Origin of the sequence: Clostridium sp. D46t1_190503_E9 (assembly GCF_015555225.1) — a bacterium.
Taxonomy (GTDB): domain Bacteria; phylum Bacillota; class Clostridia; order Clostridiales; family Clostridiaceae; genus Clostridium.
Window position 1 is genome coordinate 117,817 of sequence record NZ_JADNKB010000009.1, and the last position, 22,506, is coordinate 140,322.

Genomic DNA, 22,506 nt, shown 5'->3' on the forward strand with positions numbered 1-22,506 from the left:
AATCCCCCCTCTTCTATATAAGTTTTTCTTTAGGGATTTTTATAGTTATTTTAGTCCCTATACCAACTTTACTTTCAACTACAAATTTAAATTTCTCCCCATAGAAAATTCTTAATCTCTCTTTAGTTGCCCTTAACCCAACTCCAATTCCTTCATTATCATAAATATTCTTTATTTTATTCTCATCAATTCCTAATCCATTATCCTCAACACTTAAAAAAATACTTTCATCATCGTGGTATGTTGAAATTATTATCTTTCCCTTTTCATTTTTATTTCTTATTCCATGATAAATAGAGTTTTCAACTAATGGCTGTAAAACTAGTTTTATTATTTTATATTCATTACATGAATCATCTAAATTATATTCAACTTCTAATAAATCTCTATATCTCATTTCCTGAATTATTAGATAATTTCTTATTGTATCAACTTCTTCTTTTATACTTATTAGATTTTTTCCTCCATTTAAACTTACTCTATAAAATTTCCCTAAGGATTTTATCATTTTATATATCTTCTTATTTTCTCCTGATAATGCAAGTGAATTAATAGAATCTAAGGTATTATATAAAAAGTGAGGTTTAATTTGAGACATTAATAAATCTAATTCTATTTGTCTCTTTTTCTCTTCATTTTCTTTTATCTTTTTCATAAGTTCTTGAATTTCTATAATAAGGCAGTTGTACCTATTTTTCATTTGTCCAATTTCATCATTATAAGTTTTTATATTTACTATATTGAATTTTCCGTCTCCTACATCATTCATAGATTCACAAAGTTTATTTATAGGTCCTGTAATGAATTTTGATATTACCATAGATCCAAGGAATATTAGCACAAAATTTATTAATATAAAATATAGTAATATATATTTTACATATTTATTCTGCTCTAATAATTTACTGTACGAGGAAATTGATACTATATTCCAATTAATCCCCTCTACTGGAACACTTGATAAAATATAATTATTTTTTTCTATGTTCTTAGTTATAGTTCCATTTTTAATGCAATAATCTATATCTTCCTCCAACTGACTTAAAACATCTATATTACTAGGTCTTGTTATAAAATCATTTTCATTATTTTTAATTAATAGTTTTGTTGAATATTTATTTTCTAAATTTGTTCCCAAATCAAAGAACATATCTTCATCTATATTTATAATCATTATTCCTATTGGTTTTTGAGTATTTATGTCATTAATTATCCTAATAAATGACACATAATTTCTATCTACTTCATCTATCAAGCCACCACAATTGTATTTTAAGATGTAGTCTCCATTTTTATTAATTAACTCTTCATACCAATTTGAATGTTTTATATCATTTAAATTTAATGTCTTATATGAATAGTTATCAGAATAATATTTACTTCCTTCATAATCTAATATATATATTGATGATATATTTGACTGAAAGTTAGTAAATTGAATTAAGTATTTATTAACTTCATTTTTTAGTGAGTTATCCTTTTCTTGATATGGATTTAGAATGTTTTGAATTTGATATGAAGATATTATCATTTTGGAAACATTGTTAGTATTTCCGATTATTATATTCATATTAGATTTTGCACTTTCTAAAACCTCTAAAGAGCTTTGTTCTAATTTTTCTAGCGTATATCTAGTATTTATTTTTTCATAAACTATAGTTATAAATAGAATGGAAATTACAAAAACCATAGAAAAATAAATAACTATTTTTTTCATAATACTTAAATTTAAATAATTATCTTTTATGGAACTAATTTTAAACTTATTAAGCATATTTTTATCCTCGTTTTAAATTACTCATAATATTTGAAAACTCTTCAGGGTTTATTTTGCCATTTATTAAATCATATACTAAACTTTTATGAACATTTCCCTTTTCTTCTCCTAAATAAATATCCCAATATAAAAAGTAATTTGAGTCATCTGTCAAATCTTCTAATTCTTTATTTAAATTGTTTACGTCTTCATACTCTTTAGCTTCATTCCAAGCAGGCAATCCAGCTCCAAACTCAAAAAATTCTCTTGATACTCTTTGGCATATAAATTCAATTGCTTCAACTGCCTCATCTTTATATTTAGAATCATTGCTTATCATCAAATAGTCTGTTGGTCCTCCTAAAAAGTCATTTTGCTTAGAATTAGAATCCTTCCCTGGAAAATTACCTATAATAATATCATCTTTTACTATTGAATTTTCTAAATCTCCTATAAACCAATTTCCAGTATAGTACATAGCTACTTCTCCATTTTTGAATTTCATTTCTAATTCATCTCGTGTTAAATCTAAATCATTTTGACTAAATGCTCCAGCCTGAACTAACTCTCTCATTTTATAAGCAGTCTTTAATAATAACTTGTAATTATTCCCTTCTAGTGCTCCTTTTACACCATCAACTCCTCCATCTTGAAGAGCTAGAATATCATAATACATCATACCTGTCCAATTATCCATTCCAGAAGCTCCAAGTGGAATTATCCCTATACTTGAAAAGGTTTTAATAACTTGTAATAATTCATCATAATTTCTAGGTATATCAAGGTTATTCTCTTCAAATAGCTTTTTATTATAATAAAAGGTTCCTGTTGAAATTGTAATAGGTAGTCCATAAATTTTCCCATTGTACTCTATATTATCAAACATATTTTCCTTTACATTACTTTTTGTTTCATTATCTATATATTCATCTAGGCTTAAAATTTTTCCAGACTTAATAAATGGTTCACTAAATCCATTTCCCCAAGAAAAAAATATATCTGGTAATTCATTGGTTGCAACTGCTGTTTTTATTTTGGTTTTGTATTTTTCATTTTCTACTATTTCAGATTTAATTTGTATATGCGGATTATTCTTATTCCATTCCTCAATTACACCTTCTACTATACTACCGTTAGTATTATCAGATTTTTGTGTCCATATATGCCACATTGTTAACGTAATAGTTTCCTCTGTATCATTAACTTTTTTTTCTGTGCAACCATACATATTAACCATCAAAACTATAATTATATAAATTATGGATACCTTTTTCATAAAACATACTCCTCCACTTTTTATAAACAACCTTAATCTTGGAATAAATGAAATAATACTTTTATTATATTATACTACAATCAACATGACTTAAATTATTACAAATTCTATTTTCTAATATTGAACTATAGGATTCGTTAATTAGTCCTTAGCTTATTTCATCAAATCTATTAATTAAAAATACAATAAATCCATCACATTTTTTTAATTTATGATGGATTATTGTTTCTTACTCTTATGTCAATAATATTTTATTCAGTTTGTTCATCAGAGAATTGTTTTTGCTTTTCTGTTCCATAATTAATTATTTCATTTGCTTCTATCCATTTAACTTTTATTGGATAATTTTCTTCAACTTTTTCACCTTTTATTTGCTTATCTAAAACATCAATTACTGTTTTTCCTATCTCATATGAATCTTGGTCAACTATACCAGTTATTAATTTACTTTCTATACCATTTTCCCATGTAGCTGTGTAGTCAAATCCAAAGTGTTGTATTTTTCCGCCTTTACCTTGTGATTTTATAGCTTCCATAACTCCTGTATCTGGACCTTCTGAACCTAATGAGAATACAGCTACCATATCTGGATTAGCAACTATTTGACCTTCTAATTGTTGCTTTGAAACTGAAGACTGATCGTTATCTTGAACAGCTTCTAACCATTGGAAGTTTTTAGCACTATCTCCCATTACTTTTTCAAATCCCTTTTTAATACCTTCTTGTCTATAAGTCATTGTTGTTTGTGTTAAGTTTGTTGATACAAGTGCTATTTTACCACTTGTAACACCTTGCTCCTTTAATTTTTCTGCTCCCTTTTCACCTAATTGTTCTCCTGCTAACTTATTATCAGTACCTACATAAGCTATTCTATTATCAGATGTTTTTACATCAGCATCAAAAGTTACTACTGGAATTCCAGCATCCTTAGCTTCTCTTACCTTGTTATCAAACATGTCTGGATCCATTGGAGCAATAGCTATACCTGCAACATTTTTTCTTATTGCTTCATCTACAAACCCGATATGTCTTTCATTCTTTTGTGCTTCACTTGGTGGAGTTGTTTTTACTACTAATTCATACCCTAAAGCTGTTGCTTCAAGTTCTGCAGCTTTTCTTATTGGTGACCAATATGCTCCTGTATCATTTATTGGAATATAATATATTACCTTTTTATCCTTTGAATCACCATCTGCTACTTTTCCATCTCCACTTCCTGCTCCACAACCTGTTAATGCTGTTAGCATACATACTGTTGATAATAATGCTATTATCTTCTTCTTCATAATTAATACCTCCCAAATTTTAATGTTTTTAAGTTTTCAGTAAATTTATTTTCTATTTTGCCTTCTTCTTTAAGCTTCCTTTTCTTCTATAGAAGTCAACAACTATAGCCACTATGATTATTGCTCCAGTAACAGCTTGTTGTATAAATGAGTTTACACCTAAAATTGATAATCCATTTTGGAATACTTGAATAGTAAATATCCCTACTATTGCACCACCTATGCTACCAATACCGCCGCCAAATGCAACTCCACCCATTATAGAACCAGCCATCGCATATAATTCAGGTCCATTTATTTCACTTGGTGCACCTACATTGATATTTGACATTAATAATATCCCTGCTACTGCTGCTAAAAGTCCTTCAACTACATAAACTTTAATTATGTGCTTATTAACATTTATTCCTGATAATCTACTTGCTTCTCTATTGGAACCAACTGAGTAACAATATCTTCCATATCTTGTATTTTTCATAATGAACATAATTACTAAGAATATTAAGAAGAATATAACTGTGTTAGCATGAATTAATGGAGTTCCTATTTTTGTATTTGATATTTTATAAAACCATTCAGGTAACCCTTTGATGTAAATACCATTTGTTAAAAATAGTATTATTCCACGTATTAAATAGCTTGTACCCAAAGTAAGTATAAATGAATCTAATTTAAAACTAGTTATTAAAACACCATTAAGGCATCCCCATAATGCACCTACAATTAAAGCTGCTAATATTGAAATTATTGGATTAAATCCATTTACTGCTAGATATACTGCTACACATCCTGAGAAAGCAGCATTTGCTCCCATAGACAAATCAACATTTCCTGTTATTAAAATCATTGCATATGCTACTGTTAATATACCTACTGTTGGTATTTGTCTAAAGAAGTTTGAAATATTAGCCACACCTAAAAAGTCTGAACTAATTATTGAAAATGATATAATAAGAACTACTAATACTAAATATATTGAATATTTTACTGCCAAGCCTTTTAAATCTAGCTTGTTCTTTTTAGCTGTTAATTTATTTTCCATAACCTTTTCACTCATATTAATTAATACCTCCAAGTGTAGCTAATTTCATAATTTCCTCTTGAGTAGCTTCTTCCCTAGTAAGCTCACCAGTTACTTTTCCTTCACACATAACATATATTCTGTCTGACATTCCTAGTAATTCTGGTAATTCAGAAGATATTATGATTACTATTTTTCCATTTCTCACTAAATCATTCATTATTTCATATATTTCAGCCTTTGTACCTACATCTATCCCCTTAGTTGGTTCATCAAATATAAATACTTGTGAATCAGAATTTAACCATTTAGCTAAAACTACCTTTTGTTGATTCCCTCCTGAAAGAGTTCCTGCTGTAACATCGATATTAGCTAATTTTATTTGTATTGCATTTCGGAATCTTTCTCCAATTTGTTTTAATTCTTTATGATTTAATAAAAATGACTTTAAATTAGTTATTGTTATATTATCAACAACACTCATTTGTAATGATAAACCTTGGCTTTTTCTATCTTCAGTTAATAAGCATATTCCATTTTTAATTGCATCTATTGGAGCATTTATCTTTATATCCTTACCATTCATTTTTATTTTTCCATTCATAATTGGATCTGCACCAAAAACTAATCTCATTAATTCAGTTCTACCAGCTCCAACTAGCCCAGCAATACCTAAAATTTCTCCTTTTCTAGCTTTAAAGCTTACATTCTTTACTTTTCCATTAAAATCACATAAATCTTCCGCTTCTAAAACATATTCTTTGGCTTCGAAAATTTCTTTAGGAAATAATTCTGTTATATTTCTTCCAACCATCATATTTATAAGCTGACTTTCTTCTATTCCCTGCATTTCACACTCATTTATATAAGCCCCATCTCTTAAGACTGTAGCTCTATCACATATTTCAAATACTTCCTTTAATCTGTGTGATATATAAATAATTGCAACTCCCTCACTTTTTAAAGCTTTTATTACTTTAAATAAGTTTTCAACGTCCTTTTCTGATAAAGATGTTGATGGTTCATCAAATATTATTAATCTTGCATCCAAACTTATTGCCTTTGCAATTTCTATCATTTGCTTTTTTGCAGTAGGTAATTTTTCTACTAAATCAGTAGATTTAATGTCAACCTCTAATCTTTTAAGAATTTTTTCTGTATCTGAGTGTAATTTATCAAAATCTATTATTTTCAATAATTTATTTTTATAAGGCAATCTTCCCATATAAATATTTTCAGCAACTGTTAGAGTTTCTGATAAATTTAATTCTTGATGAACAAAGCCTATCCCTATTTCTTTAGCCTTTTCTGGAGTTATTACTCCATAGCTAACTCCATCAACAAGAATTTCCCCTTCATCTTGCTCATGAACTCCACCAAGTATCTTCATTAATGTTGATTTACCTGCACCATTTTCTCCTAATAATGCATGTACTTCACCTTTTCTTATTTTTAATTGTGCTCCTTTAAGTGCATACACTCCTGGAAAACTTTTATGGATATTTTTCATTTCTAAAAGCACATTACTCAAGTTGTAATCCCCCCTCTTTCATTAATCGTTTTCAATACTTATATTACAATATTGTAAACATTTATAATATGAAATATCTTTACTTAATTCTTTGATATTTTTACCTTTTAAAACATCTTGTGTAAAATAAAATAAGGTGGATTCTAACTGAATCCACCTTGTTAATTGATTAATATAATCATTAATTATTTAAATGTATTTCTTTTTCTAGTGGCTCTACGCCTACTAGCTCAATACTTCTTGTATCTGGTTGAGATATGCCAACGAATAATTTAAATCTTTTGCTATCTAGAATTCTATTACCTTCATCATTTACAACTTCGAATTCTTTTCTTCTTAATTCAAAGTTTACAGTTTTACTTTCACCTTTTCTTAAATTTACACGCTTAAATCCAATTAGGCTATGATTTAATACTGCATATTTAGATTCTAAATCCTTTAAATAGCATTGAACTACTTCATCAGTATCATATTCGCCTATATTTTTGATATCTATACTTACTTTCACATTTTCAAAATCATTATTAATTTCTTCTATATTTAAATTGCTTAGTTCTACCTTTGAATAAGTTAAGCCATATCCAAATGGATATAAAACTTCTGATTCAACATATCTGTATGTTCTTCCCTTCATTGAGTAATCAGTGAAATCTGGAAGATCATCTGTGTTTTTATAGAATGTTAATGGTAATTTTCCACTTGGTGAATATTCTCCAAATAATAAATCTGCTACTGCAGTTCCTCCATGACTTCCTGGATACCATGCTTGTAATATTGCAGCACATTTTTCTTCTAATCCATTAAGTGTAAGAGCACTTCCTGAACCTAAAACTACTATAACAGGCTTATTAGTACTTAAAACACTCTTAAGTAAAATTTGTTGGCTTTTTGGTAAATCAAGGCTTTCCTTATCTCCTGCTGCTTCACTATTTCCAGTATCACCTTGTTCCCCTTCAATTGTAGAGTCTAATCCTAAACACAATACTACTACATCTGATCTTTCTGCTACTGAAACTGCTTCGTCTATTCTATCATTAGACTGAGCTAAATTTTCTACTCTATCTTTATATAAATGACTTCCTTCTGAATAGTACACTCTTGTACCCTTATCTACAGCTTCTTGTATTCCTTCAAGTATAGTTGTGTACTTAGATGCTGTTCCTGAATAATTTCCCTTAAGCATTATTTGACTATCAGCATTTGGTCCTATTACTGCAATAGATTTTAGTTTTGACTTATCTATTGGTAAGAGTCCATTATTTTTAAGTAATACCATTGATTTTCTTGATACTTCTAGTGAAAGATCATTATGCTCTTCACAATCATTTACTTCATATGGTATATCATTAAATTCACAGTTTTCATCAAACATTCCAAGTCTTATTCTTGTTGCCATTAATCTTTCTGCCGCTGTTGTTATATCTTCTTCTGTCACCAATCCTTCTTTATATGCTAGTAACATTTGAAGATATATATTTCCACAGTTTAAATCACATCCATTTTTTATAGCCAATGCTGCTGATTGTGTAGCAGTACTTGTTACTTGATGGTGTAAATGGAAATCTGCTAGTGCCCAACAATCAGAAACTACATGTCCTTTAAAATTCCATTTTCCTCTTAATATATCCTTTAATAAAGTTTTACTTCCACAGCAAGGTTCTCCATTAGTACGATTGTAAGCTCCCATTACAGATTCAACATCAGCTTCTTTTACTGCTTCTTCAAATGCTGGTAAATAAGTTTCATATAAATCCTTTTCATTTACTACTGCATCAAATTCATGTCTTAAACCTTCTGGACCACTATGAACAGCAAAGTGTTTTGCACATGCTGCTGTCTTTAAATATTTTCCATCTCCTTGAAGTCCATTTATAAATGCTACTCCAAGCTTAGATGTTAAATATGGATCTTCTCCATAAGTTTCGTGACCACGTCCCCATCTTGGATCTCTAAATATATTTATATTAGGTGACCATAATGTTATTCCCTTATAAATATCTCTATCATCTTTTTTAGTATTTTCATTATATTTTGCACGTGCTTCTGTAGATATTACATTTGCAACCTTTTGTAGTAACTCATCATCAAACATAGCAGCTAGTCCAATAGCTTGTGGAAATACAGTAGCTGTACCAGCCCTTGCAACTCCATGTAACCCCTCATTCCACCAATTATATCTTGGAATATTTAGATGTTCTATTGGTGCTGCATTATATGTTAATTGTGATGCCTTTTCTTGTAATGTCATTTTTGATACTAATTCTTTTGCTTTAGCCAAGGCTTCTTCATGTGTCATTCTATTTTCTATACTCATTACAACCCATCCTTTTGAAATAAATTTTCTATTAAATTACCTATATCTATATGATAGCGACTACAATAAGAAGCTAACAAGAAATTAATTATCTATTTATAGACAATTTTTATCCTTTTGATAATTTTTATTTATACACACTTCAAATTCATAATTTAATATATTTTTTTATATGAATTTATTTTATTTACTATGGCATATCTTAAATTTTACTAATTACCATCGATATATATCTTGTAGATATAGTCATTTCATCTAAATAAGTGTAAAATAAATTATTATAGACAAAATTTATTATTAGGAGGATTATTATGTTAACTTATGAATCTCATCACTTTGGTGAAAATAATACATTATCTCACTATCATAATTATAATTTTAATTTTCCTAAGCATTTACATAGAAGCTTTGAGCTTATTTATGTAAAAAGTGGATGTCTTCAAGTTAGCGTTAATAATAGAACATTTGAAATAAAAGAAGACGAATGTATTCTACTACTTCCATACGAAATACATTCTTTTGTTACTAAGAATAGCTCTGAATCATATATTTGTGTTTTTTCACCTGAATACATAAAAACTTTTCATAATATGGTTCATGAAAAGTTCTTAAATAATCCTATCTTTACTTTACCTAATGATTTTAAAACTTTAATTATAGATAAAATTTTTAAAGGTAATACAAATTTATTAGAAATGAAGGGACTTCTATACCTTATTTGCTCCGAAGTATTAAACCATACTGATATAATAGAAAACAATAAAAATGACTATGAATTACTACATAAAACTTTAAATTATATTCAAGAAAACTTCACAAAAGATATTTCTCTTCAAAGTATTGCTAAAAAATTTGGATATAGCTACACCTATTTATCTAAATACCTTAATAACACACTTGGGATATCATTTGTAGATTTTATTAATGAAAATAGAATAAATTATTCAATGTATTTATTAAAAAATACTGAATATACAATAACAGATATTGCTTTTGCATGTGGATACTCAAGCATTCGCTCATTTAACAGAAACTTTGTTAAAATAACTAATTCGACACCTAAGATGTATAGGAAAAACATTCAGCCAAATAAATAACTGCGAAGTGAAATAAAAAAAATAAAAAAATAAAAGAATTTATGAAAAGTCCATAAAGAATTTTGAACAAAAGTACTTCGTACAATTTAAATTCAGTATTGCAAAGCAAAACAACCTTAACTTTTACTTTTAAATTTTAACTTCAAACAACTCTCTTGAGTTGTAACTACAATTCTTAATTGTCCATTTTCAATTTTATCTTATCTACGGACCATTGTCATCTACTAAGGGGTCTCTTTGTTCTGTGGCTCTGTAAAGATATTATTAGGATCTATATTATCAAGTTCTACTTTTATCTTATCCTTATATTCTTTGTTAGTAACCACATAAATATTTTCCTTCTTAATTAAAGGAGTAACTCTATCTACAGTGTTTTGGAGAAAACTTTTGTTATTTATTACTTTTAAAAATTGTTTAGGCTTACTTGATCTCGATAAAGGATAAAGTCTTGTTCCTTTTCCTCCTGCTAATATTAGCCCGTATATCAATAACTTTCAACTCCATGTAAATACTATGATATATCTTATGCTATTACCTTTTATTTTGTGAAATTTTTAAAATTGACAATTTTTTTATATTTATAATCTCCTATTTAGACAAATTTTATGTATTGACATTTTTTTTAAATAGATTTACAATTAATTTATAATATAATATTTCCATTAAGAGGGAGTAGTAGAAAATATAACATCAACATTCGCGGCCTATTGGTCTGGTGTTATATACCATATTGGTTACGAGACTTTTAATACAGTTTTTCACAAAGTGAAGATTGTATTAAGAGTCTCTTTTTGTTTGTAGGCTCATATATTTCTAGGCTAAATTTTTTATTACAACACAAAATATTATTATTAAATAAGTTTGGAGGAGTTATTATGGAGAAGTTTTTTTCAAAACCCCATGAGGAAGTATTAAAGAATTTTAATGTATCTAAAAGTGGTTTAACTGAACATCAAGTAAAAGAAAACTTAGACAAGTTTGGATATAACCAATTAACTGAAAAGAAAAAACAAACTGTAATGCAGGTTTTCTTAAGTCAATTTAAAGATTTGCTTGTAATAATATTAATTATTGCTGCAATTATATCTGCAGCTACAGGTAATCTAGAAAGTACCTTAGTTATATTTGCTGTTATTATTCTTAATGCAATATTAGGTACAGTTCAACACTTTAAGGCAGAAGCATCTTTAGATAGTTTAAAAGCACTGTCTTCACCATCTGCAAAAGTTTATAGAAATGGTAAGAAAGTTGAAGTTCAATCTAAAGAAATTGTTCCTGGAGATATATTGATATTAGAAGCTGGAGATATGGTTGCAGCTGATGGTAGAATAATAGAAAACTTTTCTCTTCAAGTTAATGAAAGTTCATTAACAGGAGAATCTGAAAGTGTAAATAAATTTATTGATGTAATAGAAAAAGAAGAAATAGCCTTAGGAGACCAAAAGAATATGGTTTTCTCTGGATCATTAGTTACATACGGTAGAGCTTTAATTATAGTTACTGCTACAGGTATGGATACTGAAATAGGAAAAATAGCTCACTTAATGGAAGAAACTCAAGAAAAACAAACTCCATTACAAGCTAGTTTAGATGATTTTAGTAAAAAATTAGCTATAGGAATTTTAGTAATTTGCGTTTTAGTTTTTGGCCTTAGTCTTTATAGAGGAACACCAATGCTCGACTCTCTTATGTTTGCTGTTGCTTTAGCTGTTGCTGCTATACCAGAAGCTTTAAGTTCAATCGTTACAATTGTACTAGCACTCGGAACTCAAAAAATGGCGAAAGAAAATGCTATTATTAAAAAACTTAGAGCTGTTGAAGGGTTAGGTTCAGTATCTGTTATTTGCTCTGATAAAACTGGAACATTAACTCAAAATAAAATGACTGTAAAAAAGGTTTATCTTGATAATAAATTAATTGATGGAGAAGATCTAGATTTAAATGATGAGCTTACAAACTACTTAGTAAATAGTTCAATTTTATGTAATGATTCTACATCAAAAGATGGAGTTGAAATTGGCGACCCTACCGAAGTTGCTCTTGTAAATTTAGGACATAAGTTATCTTTAGATGAAGTAGAAGTAAGAAAATCTCATGGAAGACTAGCAGAAATACCTTTTGACTCTGATAGAAAACTTATGAGTACTCTTCATAGATTTGATAATAAAAACTTAATGTTTACTAAAGGTGCTTTTGATGTATTATTAGATAGAATAGTAAAAATCAAAACACCTACAGGTGTAAGAGATATAACATATGAAGATAAACAAAATATAATAAATGCAAATAAACAATTATCACAAAATGGATTAAGAGTTTTAGCTTTTGCTTATAAGGAATTTGCAAATCCTGAATATTTATCTTTAGAAGACGAAAACAACTATACATTTATTGGTCTTATATCAATGATAGATCCACCAAGAGAAGAATCTGCAGAAGCAGTTAAAGATTGTATTACAGCAGGAATAAAACCAGTTATGATTACTGGTGACCACAAAATAACAGCATCTGCAATTGCAAAACAAATAGGTATTCTTAGAGATGGTGATAGAGCTATCGAAGGCTTAGAACTTGATAGAATGTCAGATGAAGAACTAGAAAACAATATAGAACATATTTCAGTTTATGCTAGAGTTTCTCCTGAGCATAAGATAAGAATAGTTAAGGCATGGCAAGAAAAAAATCAAATTGTTGCTATGACTGGAGACGGAGTTAATGATGCTCCTGCACTTAAACAAGCAGATATCGGAATAGCAATGGGTATAACAGGAACAGAAGTATCAAAAGATGCTGCTTCTGTAATCTTAACAGACGATAACTTCGCAACTATAGTTAAATCTGTAGCTAATGGAAGAAACATATATAAGAATATAAAGAATTCTATTAAATTCTTATTATCAGGTAATACTTCTGGTATATTATCAGTATTATATACTTCATTACTTGCTTTACCAATGCCATTCCATGCAGTACATTTACTATTTATAAATCTATTAACAGATAGTTTACCTGCTATTGCAATAGGTATGGAAAAATCTAAAAAAGATTTATTAAAAGATAAACCTAGAGCTAGAAACTCATCTATATTATCAAAAGACTTTGTATATGAAGTTGCAGCTGAAGGTTTAGTTATAGCAGTATTTACATTAATAGCTTTCTATATAGGATTAAAAACTGATAATAATGTTGCTTCTACTATGGCTTTTGCAACACTTTGCTTAGCAAGATTATTTCACGGCTTTAACTGTAGAGGCGATAGATCAATATTCTCAATTGGTTTATTCTCAAATAAATATAGCTGGGCAGCATTTGGTGTAGGTTTATTATTCTTAAATGCAGTATTATTTGTACCAGTTTTACAAAATTTATTTGAAGTATCTGTTTTAACAGGAGCACAAGTTGGTTATATTTATTTACTAGCATTTATACCAACTTTAATTATTCAAGTTGTTAAAGTTATAAGAGATGCTATTAAAGATAGAAAGCATACTAATACATCTTCTTCTGAAGAAAATGAGGAAGTTGGAAAAGTAGCATAATAACAATTGATAATGGACAATTATTAATTAAGGTGGAAATTTATCGGAGATGAATTTCCACCTTTTTTTATATAAGATAATTTTAAATAAAAAACATAATTATATACGTTCTTCATTATATTAAAACGTTAAAAATATAATTAAAATATACTTTTTCTCCAATTCATAAGTTAATATATTCCAATTTTGCTCAACTTAAAAGTAAAGTTATAAAATAAATAATCTTATATACCTTTTTATAATTTTACTTTTTATTTTATAATATTAAATTTATATTTTTTCTAAATTTAATTTTGTATTTATTTCAAATTCAGGCATTCCAAATGCATATGGTGCTATTTCATAATAAGGAAAATGTATTATTAGCTTACCATCTTTTATATAGAAACTTTGATCATCCTTAATTCCTTGAAATCCTTCTTTACCTGTAAAATAATAATCTGGATTCTTATTTATTTCTTTTTGTATTTCTTCATTTATAAATTTTTTATAATCATATCCATTATCAAATAAATCTTTTAATTGTAATTTCTCTCCTTTCTCAATACTTACATTATAAGTTTTCCTAGTAGTGATTCCATGTGCCCCACCACTAAACTGATAATAATCTATATAGAAACTTAAAACTTTATTATTATTAGTTAAAGTATAATTCGCTTTCAATTCATATGGAACTGTTGGTTTAAAGTCTTCACTTACATCTTTTGTATCTTTTATCCACATAGTGGTCCAATCTAATATTTCCTTGTTGATAACTTTTTCGCCATTTTTATTGATTAAACCTACTATTTGAGGTATTTCGACATTTATATTTATAAACTCAGTATTTTCCTTAATAGTTTTATCCACAAGTATTGTATTTTCGACAGCATTACCATTTAATTTTATCAACATCCCTTGTGGATAAATGTGGACAAGATTTATTAAAACTATGATTCCAATCAATGCTCTTATAGCTTTCTTCATATACTATTTCTCCTATATCTATAAATTGTAGTAATTTTCAGTATTTTTTATAATTATCTATATATTTTATTATTTACAGTTGTGTGGATAATTATTAACACTACTTTCAACACAGTGTGCACAACTTATCCACATGGACATGTGGATTATGTGTGTAACATACAGATTTTTACTGAAACTTACTATAATTTTCTGCTAGTCAAAGTTGACAAGCCCTTTAATAAAGCCACTTCACAGCTTGTGGATAACTTTTCTATTTTTTTAAGCAAATCTTTAAATTACTAACAAAAAAGTCACAGATCACTAATAATATTAGAATCTATGACTTCCTATTAATCAAATTCCTTTGTCTTCCCAGAATTACTTATTAAACTATTTATTCCTTTAAGCTCTTTCGAAGTTAAATCTCTCCACTCTCCTATTTTTAAGTTTCCTAGATTTATATTCATTATTCTTATTCTATTTAACTTAACTACATTATATCCTAAAGCTTCGCACATTCTTCTTATTTGTCTATTCATACCCTGTGTCAAAATTATTCTAAAAGTATTCTTATTTTCTTTTGTAACAATGCATTTTTTAGTTATTGTTCCTAAAATCTTTACCCCATTAGACATAGATTTTATAAATTTTTCATCAATAGGCTTATCAACAGTAACTATATACTCTTTCTCATGATTATTCCCTGCCCTTAATATCTTGTTTACTACGTCTCCATCATTTGTTAGTAATATTAAACCTTGAGAATCTTTATCTAATCTTCCTATTGGAAATATTCTTTTCTTATGATTTACGAAATCTACTATATTTCCTTTAACCTTTTTCTCTGTAGTACATGTAATTCCTACTGGCTTATTTAAAGCTATATAAACTAATTCATCTACCTTCTTTATAGGCTTTCCATCTACTTTTACATCTGCTGATTCATTAACCTTAGTTCCCATAACCGCCTTTATTCCATCTACAGTTACTCTACCATTTTCAATTAATTTATCAGCCTCTCTTCTTGAACAAAATCCAGTTTCACTTATAAATTTATTAAGTCTTATTTCAGGACCTCTATCATTATGTATTATTACAAATTTATCATCATTATTCTTTTGCTTCATCTTCTATCACCTTTATTAAATTTTAAGGACTTACTTTATGCTCATCTCCAGAGTTATTCAATCTAACTTGAATTTCTTGCTCTTTAATAAATTCTTCAGTTTTATTTAATGCATTATATCTCAATGGCTCTCCAGTAACAGTTATAAGAACACCATTTTCAGGAATCATACCATTATTAAATGCATAATCCAAGATATTCTTTATAGAATTATCAATATCATAGTTATCTACCTTTAATTCCTTTAACATACTAGCACCTTTTTCTGTTTTGCTATAAGAATCTATTATTCTATTAAATTTATTTACCTCTAGTGTTATTGATGACGTAGTTTCTATTACTATCGTTTTATCAATTGCTTTGTATTTAAATACTCCTATAGTAATAATAACTATAAGTAAGCTCAATAATATTGATATTTGAAGTTTATATTTCCTTAGAGTTATTCCTTCGGTGCTAATAATATCTTCACCTATTTTATTATCTTTTCCAGATTTAACTTTTATAAACTCACCTTTTGAAGTTAATATAATTGCGCTTCTAAGCCCTTTGTTAAGTATTAGTCCTCTATGTTCAGATATTTGCATTACTTGCGAGACTTCATCTACCCCTAAAATATTTATTGATTCTACAACCTGTATATATTCTTGCAAATACTTATAATTAGGATTCGAAAATATAACTACATATGCTATAATATACTCTTTCCAACTTTGGAAGAATTCTTTTTCAACTGGTGTTCTGTTAAGAAGTCTATTTATAGGAAACTTCTTTGTTGAACTTAAATAATCAAATAATTCTACATCTTCAATTATAAAATACGCTATGTTTAAAATTTTATTTCTTATAGAATATGATGGATCTTCATGAGCTAAATCTTTTATAAGTATTTTATAAGTTAATAGTTCTTCTTTTAAATTTTCTATTTCCTCTGCCCTTTTTTCAATTACATCATCCATCGCTACACTTACTGGAGATTTAATTGAGAATTTATATTTGTCATTTTGATAACCACTCATTCTTCTCCTCCAATTAGTAAATCTTTAGTTTCTACAAGTTTTCCTTTTACTATAACTCTTTCTTTTGCCCCTACTGTACAAGTTATTAATGTTATAGTAGCCTCATCAGTATTATCAAGTACATCTACTCTACTTGGATCAACTATAAAATTCTCAGTTACTTCATATATATATTCCTTCTTATTTGCTTTAACTATTACCTTATCCCCAGCTTCAATCTTATATAAATTGACAAATGCCTCTGAATAATCTGATACTCTATGTCCTGCAACTGCAAAATTTCCTTTTTCTCCTGGTTTTGCTGAAGTCTCAAAATGTCCTAAATAATACTGAAGAATATCATCTGTTATTCCTTCAACCAATCCTTGGGATAAATTTATACTTGGAATTTCAACTAATGCAATAGGCTTATATCCATTAATTGACTTCTCTTCTTTACCTTCACTCCCATCTTCAGTATCTTCAGTTATAACCTGTTCTAAAATATTTTGAAGTTCTTTTTGTTTCTTTGATGTCTCTATCTTTTTGTAGACAATTGATACAATTAAAGCTAGTCCAATTACTATTAAAATAATACCTATCCCTCTTCTAATCTTTTCTTTCAAATCCCTCATCCCCTAATAAACATTTATACTAATTTATCATATATTATATCATAAACACTTAGAGACTTTTACCATAATATATATTTTTTCATAGTCTATTAATATTTTAGGAGTAACTTATGAATAGAAAAGTAATTTATGTAGATTTTGTATTTAAACGCAGAAAACTTTCCTCACGAACTATACATTTTATTTATAAGATTAAAACTAAATTTAGACTCCTTTATAATAAAATATTTAAAAATAAAAGAATAAAAAATAGTTCTAAAATATATCCCTTTAAAAAAGTATTATAGTAATCATAAATAAACATTTAATATAAAACCTATATTTATGGTAAAATAATTCTATACTTAATTTAGAGGTGATAAAGTGAGGATAGGATTAGGATACGATGTACATCGTTTAGTTGAGGGAAGGGATTTAATAATAGGTGGTGTTAAGATTCCTTATGAGAAAGGTCTGCTTGGACATTCAGATGCCGATGTATTAATTCATGCAATTATGGATTCAATACTTGGAGCTTCAGCTCTTGGCGATATAGGAAAGCATTTTCCTGATACAGATGAAAAGTATAAAGGAATTTCAAGTATAAAGCTTTTAGAAGAAGTAGGAAAATTACTATTAAGTAATGGCTATTCTATAAACAATATAGATTCTACTATTATAGCTCAAAAACCAAAAATGGCTCCTTTCATACAACAAATGCGAGAAAACATAGCAAATGCATTACACATAGATGTAATGCAAATCAATGTTAAAGCAACAACAGAAGAAGGATTGGGATTTACAGGAAGTGGAGAAGGAATTTCTTCACAAAGCATATGTCTATTAGTGCATAATTGATAATGGACATTTGATAATTGTGGTAATAACTCAAGCAAGTTGAGTTATTAAAAATGAACAGTTAAGCTTCAAATAGTTATAGTAATATTTCAAGCAAATTGAATTATTTTGAATGAAAGAATGAAGAAATGAAGATTTCATTTAAATATAATTTTAAATAGCTAATGAACTAATTGATACTATAATTTAGTCTAAGCTAAATTATGAAATTATATTATTTAAAAATTCGCCTTAACCGAATTTTATCATTAATTCTTTCATTCTTTTGCTAAAAAAGTATGGCTCCCTTAGGAAAGCCATACTTTTTTTCTGGTTTATATATTAATTTTTACAACAGCCTTATTTATTTCTCCAATATATGTATATAGCTATTATAGCACACATTCCCATTAAATATGGATAAAATAAAAATTTCATTATTGAAAATGGTGATAGTGCTGCTAGTCCTGCTGCTGATATTAGTTGTGCACCATATGGTATTATTCCTTGGAATACACACGAAAACATATCTAATATTCCCGCAACTCTTTTTGGTTCTAAATCAAATTCATTAGATATATCTTTAGCTATTGGACCTACAGTTACAATTGCAACTGTATTATTAGCTGTACATATATCTACTAAACTTACTAGCATAGCAATTCCATACTCTGCTCCCATTTTACTTTTAAAATTCTTTAATCCCTTATTAAGAATAAAATCTATTCCTCCATTGAATTTAATAATTTCTATTGTTCCTGCTATAAGAATTGAAACTATTATAAGTTCACTCATTCCTGATATTCCACTAGATATAGAATTAAATAATCCTATTACATCAAAACTTCCAAATATAAATCCAACTATTCCTGAAGATAAAATTCCAAGTAATAAAACAACTATTACATTAACTCCAAGTAATGCTGTTACAATAACAATTATGTAAGGTAATATTTTGAATAAATTAAATTCTAAAGCTTCTAAATTAATTACTGCAGCATTTTTAGTTAATAACATAAATATTATAGCTGTTATTATAGCAGCTGGAAGAACTATTATAAAATTCATTTTAAATTTATCTTTCATTTCACATCCTTGAGTTCTAGTAGCTGCTATAGTCGTATCGGATATTATCGAAAGATTGTCTCCAAACATAGCTCCACTAACTACTGCACCTACAGCTAATGCAATTCCTATTCCAGTTTTATCTGCTATCCCAACAGCTATTGGTACCAAAGCAACTATAGTTCCCATTGACGTTCCTATAGATAGAGCTATGAAACATCCTATAACAAATATTCCTGGTATTAATAAGCTACTTGGTAGTAATGAAAGTCCTAAATTGACAGTAGAATCTACTGCCCCCATATCTTTTGCTACCTGTGCAAATGCCCCTGCTAATATAAATATGATTATCATAAGCAGAATATTAGTATTCCCTGCACCCCTACAAAAAATTTCTATTTTCTCATCAAACTTTAGTTTTCTATTCATAATCAATGCTGTTAAAGCTGCTGCTAAAAATGGAATAATTACAGATACAGCATAAAAATCCTTTGCTATCATTGATGTCCCTAAATAAACTAATAAAAATACTCCTAATGGAATTAAAGCTAGTCCATTTCCTTTGTTCTTCAAAGTCTTTTTTCCTCCTTCTATAAAAAATTATTTTGTATAATATAAATTTCAAAATAAAAAAGCTTCTGCAGAAATACAGAAGCTTTGATTACACATATAAAAAGTTATAGTTCGCCTCTTATCTATCAGGATTTCCTGCAGGATTTAGCACCATAAAAATTAATTAAAATTCTTGGTTGCTGGGCTTCATAGGGCCAGTCCCTCCACCACTCTTGATAAGACTTTTAAATTTTGCACTATTATATTATCAATTTAGATTATTATTGTCAACATAAAATTTATTCTTAATATTTTCTAATTTGAATATTACTACACTTTATTGTCAACAATTAGAATAGGATCTTAAAATCTCACTCCTTATGCTTGATAAAAGTGCCGTTGTGCACTTTTATTTTTTTCATTTATTTTGCGATATATAAATTCAATGAAATATTGAAATTTAAACTTATGCTAACATCTAATAAACTTTTATATTTTTTCACGCAAAAAAAGAGATTAAAAACTTAATCTCTTTTTATTTGGTGCGTTATCAGGGGATCGAACCCGGGACACCCTGATTAAGAGTCAGGTGCTCTACCAACTGAGCTAATAACGCATATGGAGCGGGTGATGAGAATCGAACTCACGTAACTTGCTTGGAAGGCAAGGGCTCTACCATTGAGCTACACCCGCAAATCTTATTGACAATAACATTATATATTCCATAATTATTACTGTCAATAATAAATTTTTTCTTTAAATTATTTCCGTAAGTGATTTTAATAAAATATCTCTAAATTTCTCGCCATCTCTCTTATTCTTATTAGCTTTTTCACAAATATTTTTCCATTCAGAAATATTCACACCAACTCTTTCTTCAAACTCTCTTTCCGTTGTTGTCATATAGCTTGAATTTACTACAAACTCTCCTAAATCCTTTGGTGTATCAAAAATCTTTAAGTATAAAAACTCTCTGCTATCTCCATACCAAGTTTTGTTAAAATCTCTGGAAAACTTTTGAAGTGACCTGATTAATTTATCATTAGGTAAAAGCCAACAATCCTTTACCATCTTTACATGCCTTCTCATATTATCTGCTTCTTCTTTAGATATCTTATTATTTCTTTCCCCATCTAAGATTATTTTTTCTACTGGAATGTTTGGAACACTAATAACCATTCTTTCTTTTCCATATATCCATTTATAAAATGCTTCTTGTAAAAATGAATATTGAATATATCCTAATAACATTTTTCCATCTGGAAAATACGACCATGTATTGTTAAGTCCATTATTTTTTGAAAAAACTAAACTATGGATATATATACTTTTTTCATTAGGTAATTTATCCATAAACATATGTCCTCTTATAGTTTTATTTTCATTAATCAATTCTTCCCAGTAATCAAATGAATCATAACTATGTCTCACTGTATCACCTTTCTTTCAGCTCAGTAATATAATATTCTATACATATATTATATAGTATATTATACCACCTTTTCAAGTATTTTAAAAAAATATAACAAAGTAAATTTAAACATTTTTAATTCATAATATTCTTAATATAATTTTATTCCTATTGTAAGTAAAAATATACCACTTTATTTTATATAAAATGAATCTATTATTTATTCATTATTTAAAGCTCATAATACTATAGAATATTCAGCCAAAAATATATATAATATTATTAAAGATATAAAAAGGAGGCATGACTTTGTACCACTGTGAAATTTGTGGAGCAACAGCGGATATTCATCATATAGTTCATAAACACGAAGGTGGCTACGATATTAAGTTAAATTATAAATATCTTTGTAACTACCACCATAGAGGAAAAAACGGTCCTCACAACTGTATAGAAACTGATTTGAGGTATAAGCTAGAATTACAAGATAAACTTTATAAATTATTACCCAAAGATTACTATACTGCTAAGGAACTTTATACTCTTTTAGGAATGTCTCATTCTTCTTTAAAAAAATTAATTAAAAAACTTAAATTATTTAAAGAAGGATATTCTAAAGAAGAGATAATTAAAAACCTCATGGGAGGTAAACTCTATTCACATGCTATGCTTCAAGAGCTTGAATTGGAACGTCTTTTCCATAGTATTAATATTAGCTAAAACATTCTTTTATATTCAAGCTACTAGCTATTTATTGCATAGATTTACTAAATTTATTTATTTAATTAAATTAGATTTATATAATATAAAAAGCTCTTAAATACTATACTATCAATCAGAACTTGATAACTATAGTTATTTAAGAGCTTTCTCTTATGTTAAAATAGCATTCTTAATAAACTCCAAATAAAAAGCTCTTCAAAAACCATATTATGTTCTTAAAAAGCTTTTGGAGCGGAAGACGGGATTCGAACCCGCAACTTTCACCTTGGCAAGGTGACACTCTACCATTGAGTCACTTCCGCATATAATTTTAAATATTAAAGTGGTGCAGATGAAGGGAGTCGAACCCCCACGCCAATGGCGCTAGATCCTAAGTCTAGTGCGTCTGCCAATTCCGCCACATCTGCATACC

17 protein-coding genes, 4 tRNA genes and 1 riboswitch are annotated in these 22,506 nt (G+C 27.9%); of the genes, 4 read left to right on the forward strand and 17 right to left on the reverse strand.

Annotated features, from left to right (window positions below; translation table 11 throughout):
* Positions 1 to 13 precede the first annotated feature (13 nt).
* The 6 genes from I2E83_RS11810 to I2E83_RS11835 all read right to left on the reverse strand — a co-directional run bounded on the left by I2E83_RS11810 (position 14) and on the right by I2E83_RS11835 (position 9,184).
* A complete protein-coding gene (locus I2E83_RS11810; RefSeq protein WP_195429951.1) occupies positions 14 to 1,774 on the reverse strand; it encodes a histidine kinase in 1,761 nt (586 codons plus the stop codon).
* Positions 1,775 to 1,778: 4 nt separating this feature from the next.
* The gene (locus I2E83_RS11815) at positions 1,779 to 3,032 is read right to left on the reverse strand and encodes an extracellular solute-binding protein (RefSeq protein WP_195429952.1); all 1,254 of its coding nucleotides are present in this window, start codon (positions 3,030 to 3,032) and stop codon (positions 1,779 to 1,781) included.
* A gap of 251 nt (positions 3,033 to 3,283) precedes the next feature.
* Entirely contained in the window at positions 3,284 to 4,318 is a 1,035-nt protein-coding gene (locus tag I2E83_RS11820; RefSeq protein WP_195429954.1) for a sugar ABC transporter substrate-binding protein, read from the reverse strand.
* 52 nt (positions 4,319 to 4,370) lie between these two features.
* Entirely contained in the window at positions 4,371 to 5,375 is a 1,005-nt protein-coding gene (locus I2E83_RS11825; RefSeq protein ID WP_207733850.1) for an ABC transporter permease, read from the reverse strand.
* 1 nt (position 5,376) lies between these two features.
* Complete coding sequence (locus I2E83_RS11830) at positions 5,377 to 6,870, reverse strand: sugar ABC transporter ATP-binding protein (RefSeq protein ID WP_195266494.1); 1,494 nt, start codon at positions 6,868 to 6,870, stop codon at positions 5,377 to 5,379.
* Positions 6,871 to 7,051: 181 nt separating this feature from the next.
* Positions 7,052 to 9,184, reverse strand: coding sequence for a glycoside hydrolase family 3 C-terminal domain-containing protein (locus I2E83_RS11835; protein WP_195429956.1), 2,133 nt, complete (start codon positions 9,182 to 9,184; stop codon positions 7,052 to 7,054).
* A 311-nt stretch (positions 9,185 to 9,495) separates the two neighbouring features.
* On the opposite strand from I2E83_RS11835, the gene I2E83_RS11840 reads away from it, so the two are divergent.
* A complete protein-coding gene (locus tag I2E83_RS11840; protein WP_195266770.1) occupies positions 9,496 to 10,281 on the forward strand; it encodes an AraC family transcriptional regulator in 786 nt (261 codons plus the stop codon).
* Positions 10,282 to 10,505: 224 nt separating this feature from the next.
* Here the strand turns inward: I2E83_RS11840 and I2E83_RS11845 are convergent, their stop codons facing one another.
* A complete protein-coding gene (locus I2E83_RS11845) occupies positions 10,506 to 10,769 on the reverse strand; it encodes a sugar phosphate nucleotidyltransferase (protein ID WP_195266771.1) in 264 nt (87 codons plus the stop codon).
* A gap of 387 nt (positions 10,770 to 11,156) precedes the next feature.
* On the opposite strand from I2E83_RS11845, the gene I2E83_RS11850 reads away from it, so the two are divergent.
* The gene (locus I2E83_RS11850) at positions 11,157 to 13,820 is read left to right on the forward strand and encodes a cation-translocating P-type ATPase (RefSeq protein WP_195429957.1); all 2,664 of its coding nucleotides are present in this window, start codon (positions 11,157 to 11,159) and stop codon (positions 13,818 to 13,820) included.
* Positions 13,821 to 14,090: 270 nt separating this feature from the next.
* On the opposite strand, the gene I2E83_RS11855 is transcribed toward I2E83_RS11850, so the two are convergent.
* The 4 genes from I2E83_RS11855 to I2E83_RS11870 form a co-directional block, all read right to left on the reverse strand.
* On the reverse strand, positions 14,091 to 14,786 hold the full coding sequence (locus tag I2E83_RS11855; RefSeq protein WP_195429959.1) for a DUF3298 and DUF4163 domain-containing protein: 696 nt from the start codon (positions 14,784 to 14,786) through the stop codon (positions 14,091 to 14,093).
* Positions 14,787 to 15,118: 332 nt separating this feature from the next.
* Positions 15,119 to 15,895 (reverse strand): 23S rRNA pseudouridine(2604) synthase RluF, encoded by a 777-nt coding sequence (rluF, locus tag I2E83_RS11860; RefSeq protein WP_195266774.1) that lies wholly within the window; start codon positions 15,893 to 15,895, stop codon positions 15,119 to 15,121.
* Between the two features lie 22 nt (positions 15,896 to 15,917).
* The gene (locus I2E83_RS11865) at positions 15,918 to 16,913 is read right to left on the reverse strand and encodes an anti-sigma factor domain-containing protein (protein ID WP_195429960.1); all 996 of its coding nucleotides are present in this window, start codon (positions 16,911 to 16,913) and stop codon (positions 15,918 to 15,920) included.
* The gene (locus I2E83_RS11870) at positions 16,910 to 17,518 is read right to left on the reverse strand and encodes a class D sortase (RefSeq protein ID WP_195429961.1); all 609 of its coding nucleotides are present in this window, start codon (positions 17,516 to 17,518) and stop codon (positions 16,910 to 16,912) included. The genes I2E83_RS11865 and I2E83_RS11870 overlap by 4 nt, the downstream gene beginning before the upstream one ends.
* 372 nt (positions 17,519 to 17,890) lie before the next feature.
* Between I2E83_RS11870 and ispF the strand changes: the two genes are divergently transcribed.
* Positions 17,891 to 18,364: a 2-C-methyl-D-erythritol 2,4-cyclodiphosphate synthase gene (gene ispF / locus I2E83_RS11875; protein ID WP_195429962.1), complete on the forward strand. Its 474-nt coding sequence runs from the start codon at positions 17,891 to 17,893 to the stop codon at positions 18,362 to 18,364.
* Positions 18,365 to 18,703: 339 nt separating this feature from the next.
* Here the strand turns inward: ispF and I2E83_RS11880 are convergent, their stop codons facing one another.
* The 4 genes from I2E83_RS11880 to I2E83_RS11895 form a co-directional block, all read right to left on the reverse strand.
* Complete coding sequence (locus I2E83_RS11880; protein ID WP_195429963.1) at positions 18,704 to 19,981, reverse strand: Na+/H+ antiporter NhaC family protein; 1,278 nt, start codon at positions 19,979 to 19,981, stop codon at positions 18,704 to 18,706.
* 115 nt (positions 19,982 to 20,096) lie between these two features.
* Positions 20,097 to 20,203, reverse strand: a riboswitch (SAM riboswitch).
* A gap of 297 nt (positions 20,204 to 20,500) precedes the next feature.
* Positions 20,501 to 20,576: transfer RNA gene (locus I2E83_RS11885), tRNA-Lys, on the reverse strand.
* A gap of 3 nt (positions 20,577 to 20,579) precedes the next feature.
* Positions 20,580 to 20,653, reverse strand: a tRNA-Gly gene (locus I2E83_RS11890).
* A 63-nt stretch (positions 20,654 to 20,716) separates the two neighbouring features.
* Complete coding sequence (locus I2E83_RS11895) at positions 20,717 to 21,391, reverse strand: hypothetical protein (protein ID WP_195429964.1); 675 nt, start codon at positions 21,389 to 21,391, stop codon at positions 20,717 to 20,719.
* 283 nt (positions 21,392 to 21,674) lie between these two features.
* Between I2E83_RS11895 and I2E83_RS11900 the strand changes: the two genes are divergently transcribed.
* Complete coding sequence (locus tag I2E83_RS11900; protein ID WP_195266779.1) at positions 21,675 to 22,091, forward strand: HNH endonuclease; 417 nt, start codon at positions 21,675 to 21,677, stop codon at positions 22,089 to 22,091.
* Between the two features lie 230 nt (positions 22,092 to 22,321).
* On the opposite strand, the gene I2E83_RS11905 is transcribed toward I2E83_RS11900, so the two are convergent.
* A tRNA-Gly gene (locus tag I2E83_RS11905) sits at positions 22,322 to 22,396 on the reverse strand.
* Between the two features lie 21 nt (positions 22,397 to 22,417).
* A tRNA-Leu gene (locus I2E83_RS11910) sits at positions 22,418 to 22,501 on the reverse strand.
* Positions 22,502 to 22,506: the final 5 nt, after the last annotated feature.

Excerpts from the sequence above, each read along its gene's own strand:
- I2E83_RS11815 (WP_195429952.1), bottom strand. The coding sequence starts at position 3,032 with ATGAAAAAGGTATCCATAATTTATATAATTATAGTTTTGATGGTTAAT.
- rluF (WP_195266774.1), bottom strand. The coding sequence starts at position 15,895 with ATGAAGCAAAAGAATAATGATGATAAATTTGTAATAATACATAATGAT.
- I2E83_RS11865 (WP_195429960.1), bottom strand. The coding sequence starts at position 16,913 with ATGAGTGGTTATCAAAATGACAAATATAAATTCTCAATTAAATCTCCA.
- I2E83_RS11850 (WP_195429957.1), top strand. The coding sequence starts at position 11,157 with ATGGAGAAGTTTTTTTCAAAACCCCATGAGGAAGTATTAAAGAATTTT.
- I2E83_RS11825 (WP_207733850.1), bottom strand. The coding sequence starts at position 5,375 with ATGAGTGAAAAGGTTATGGAAAATAAATTAACAGCTAAAAAGAACAAG.
- I2E83_RS11855 (WP_195429959.1), bottom strand. The coding sequence starts at position 14,786 with ATGAAGAAAGCTATAAGAGCATTGATTGGAATCATAGTTTTAATAAAT.
- I2E83_RS11835 (WP_195429956.1), bottom strand. The coding sequence starts at position 9,184 with ATGAGTATAGAAAATAGAATGACACATGAAGAAGCCTTGGCTAAAGCA.
- I2E83_RS11840 (WP_195266770.1), top strand. The coding sequence starts at position 9,496 with ATGTTAACTTATGAATCTCATCACTTTGGTGAAAATAATACATTATCT.
- I2E83_RS11820 (WP_195429954.1), bottom strand. The coding sequence starts at position 4,318 with ATGAAGAAGAAGATAATAGCATTATTATCAACAGTATGTATGCTAACA.
- I2E83_RS11810 (WP_195429951.1), bottom strand. The coding sequence starts at position 1,774 with ATGCTTAATAAGTTTAAAATTAGTTCCATAAAAGATAATTATTTAAAT.
- I2E83_RS11900 (WP_195266779.1), top strand. The coding sequence starts at position 21,675 with ATGACTTTGTACCACTGTGAAATTTGTGGAGCAACAGCGGATATTCAT.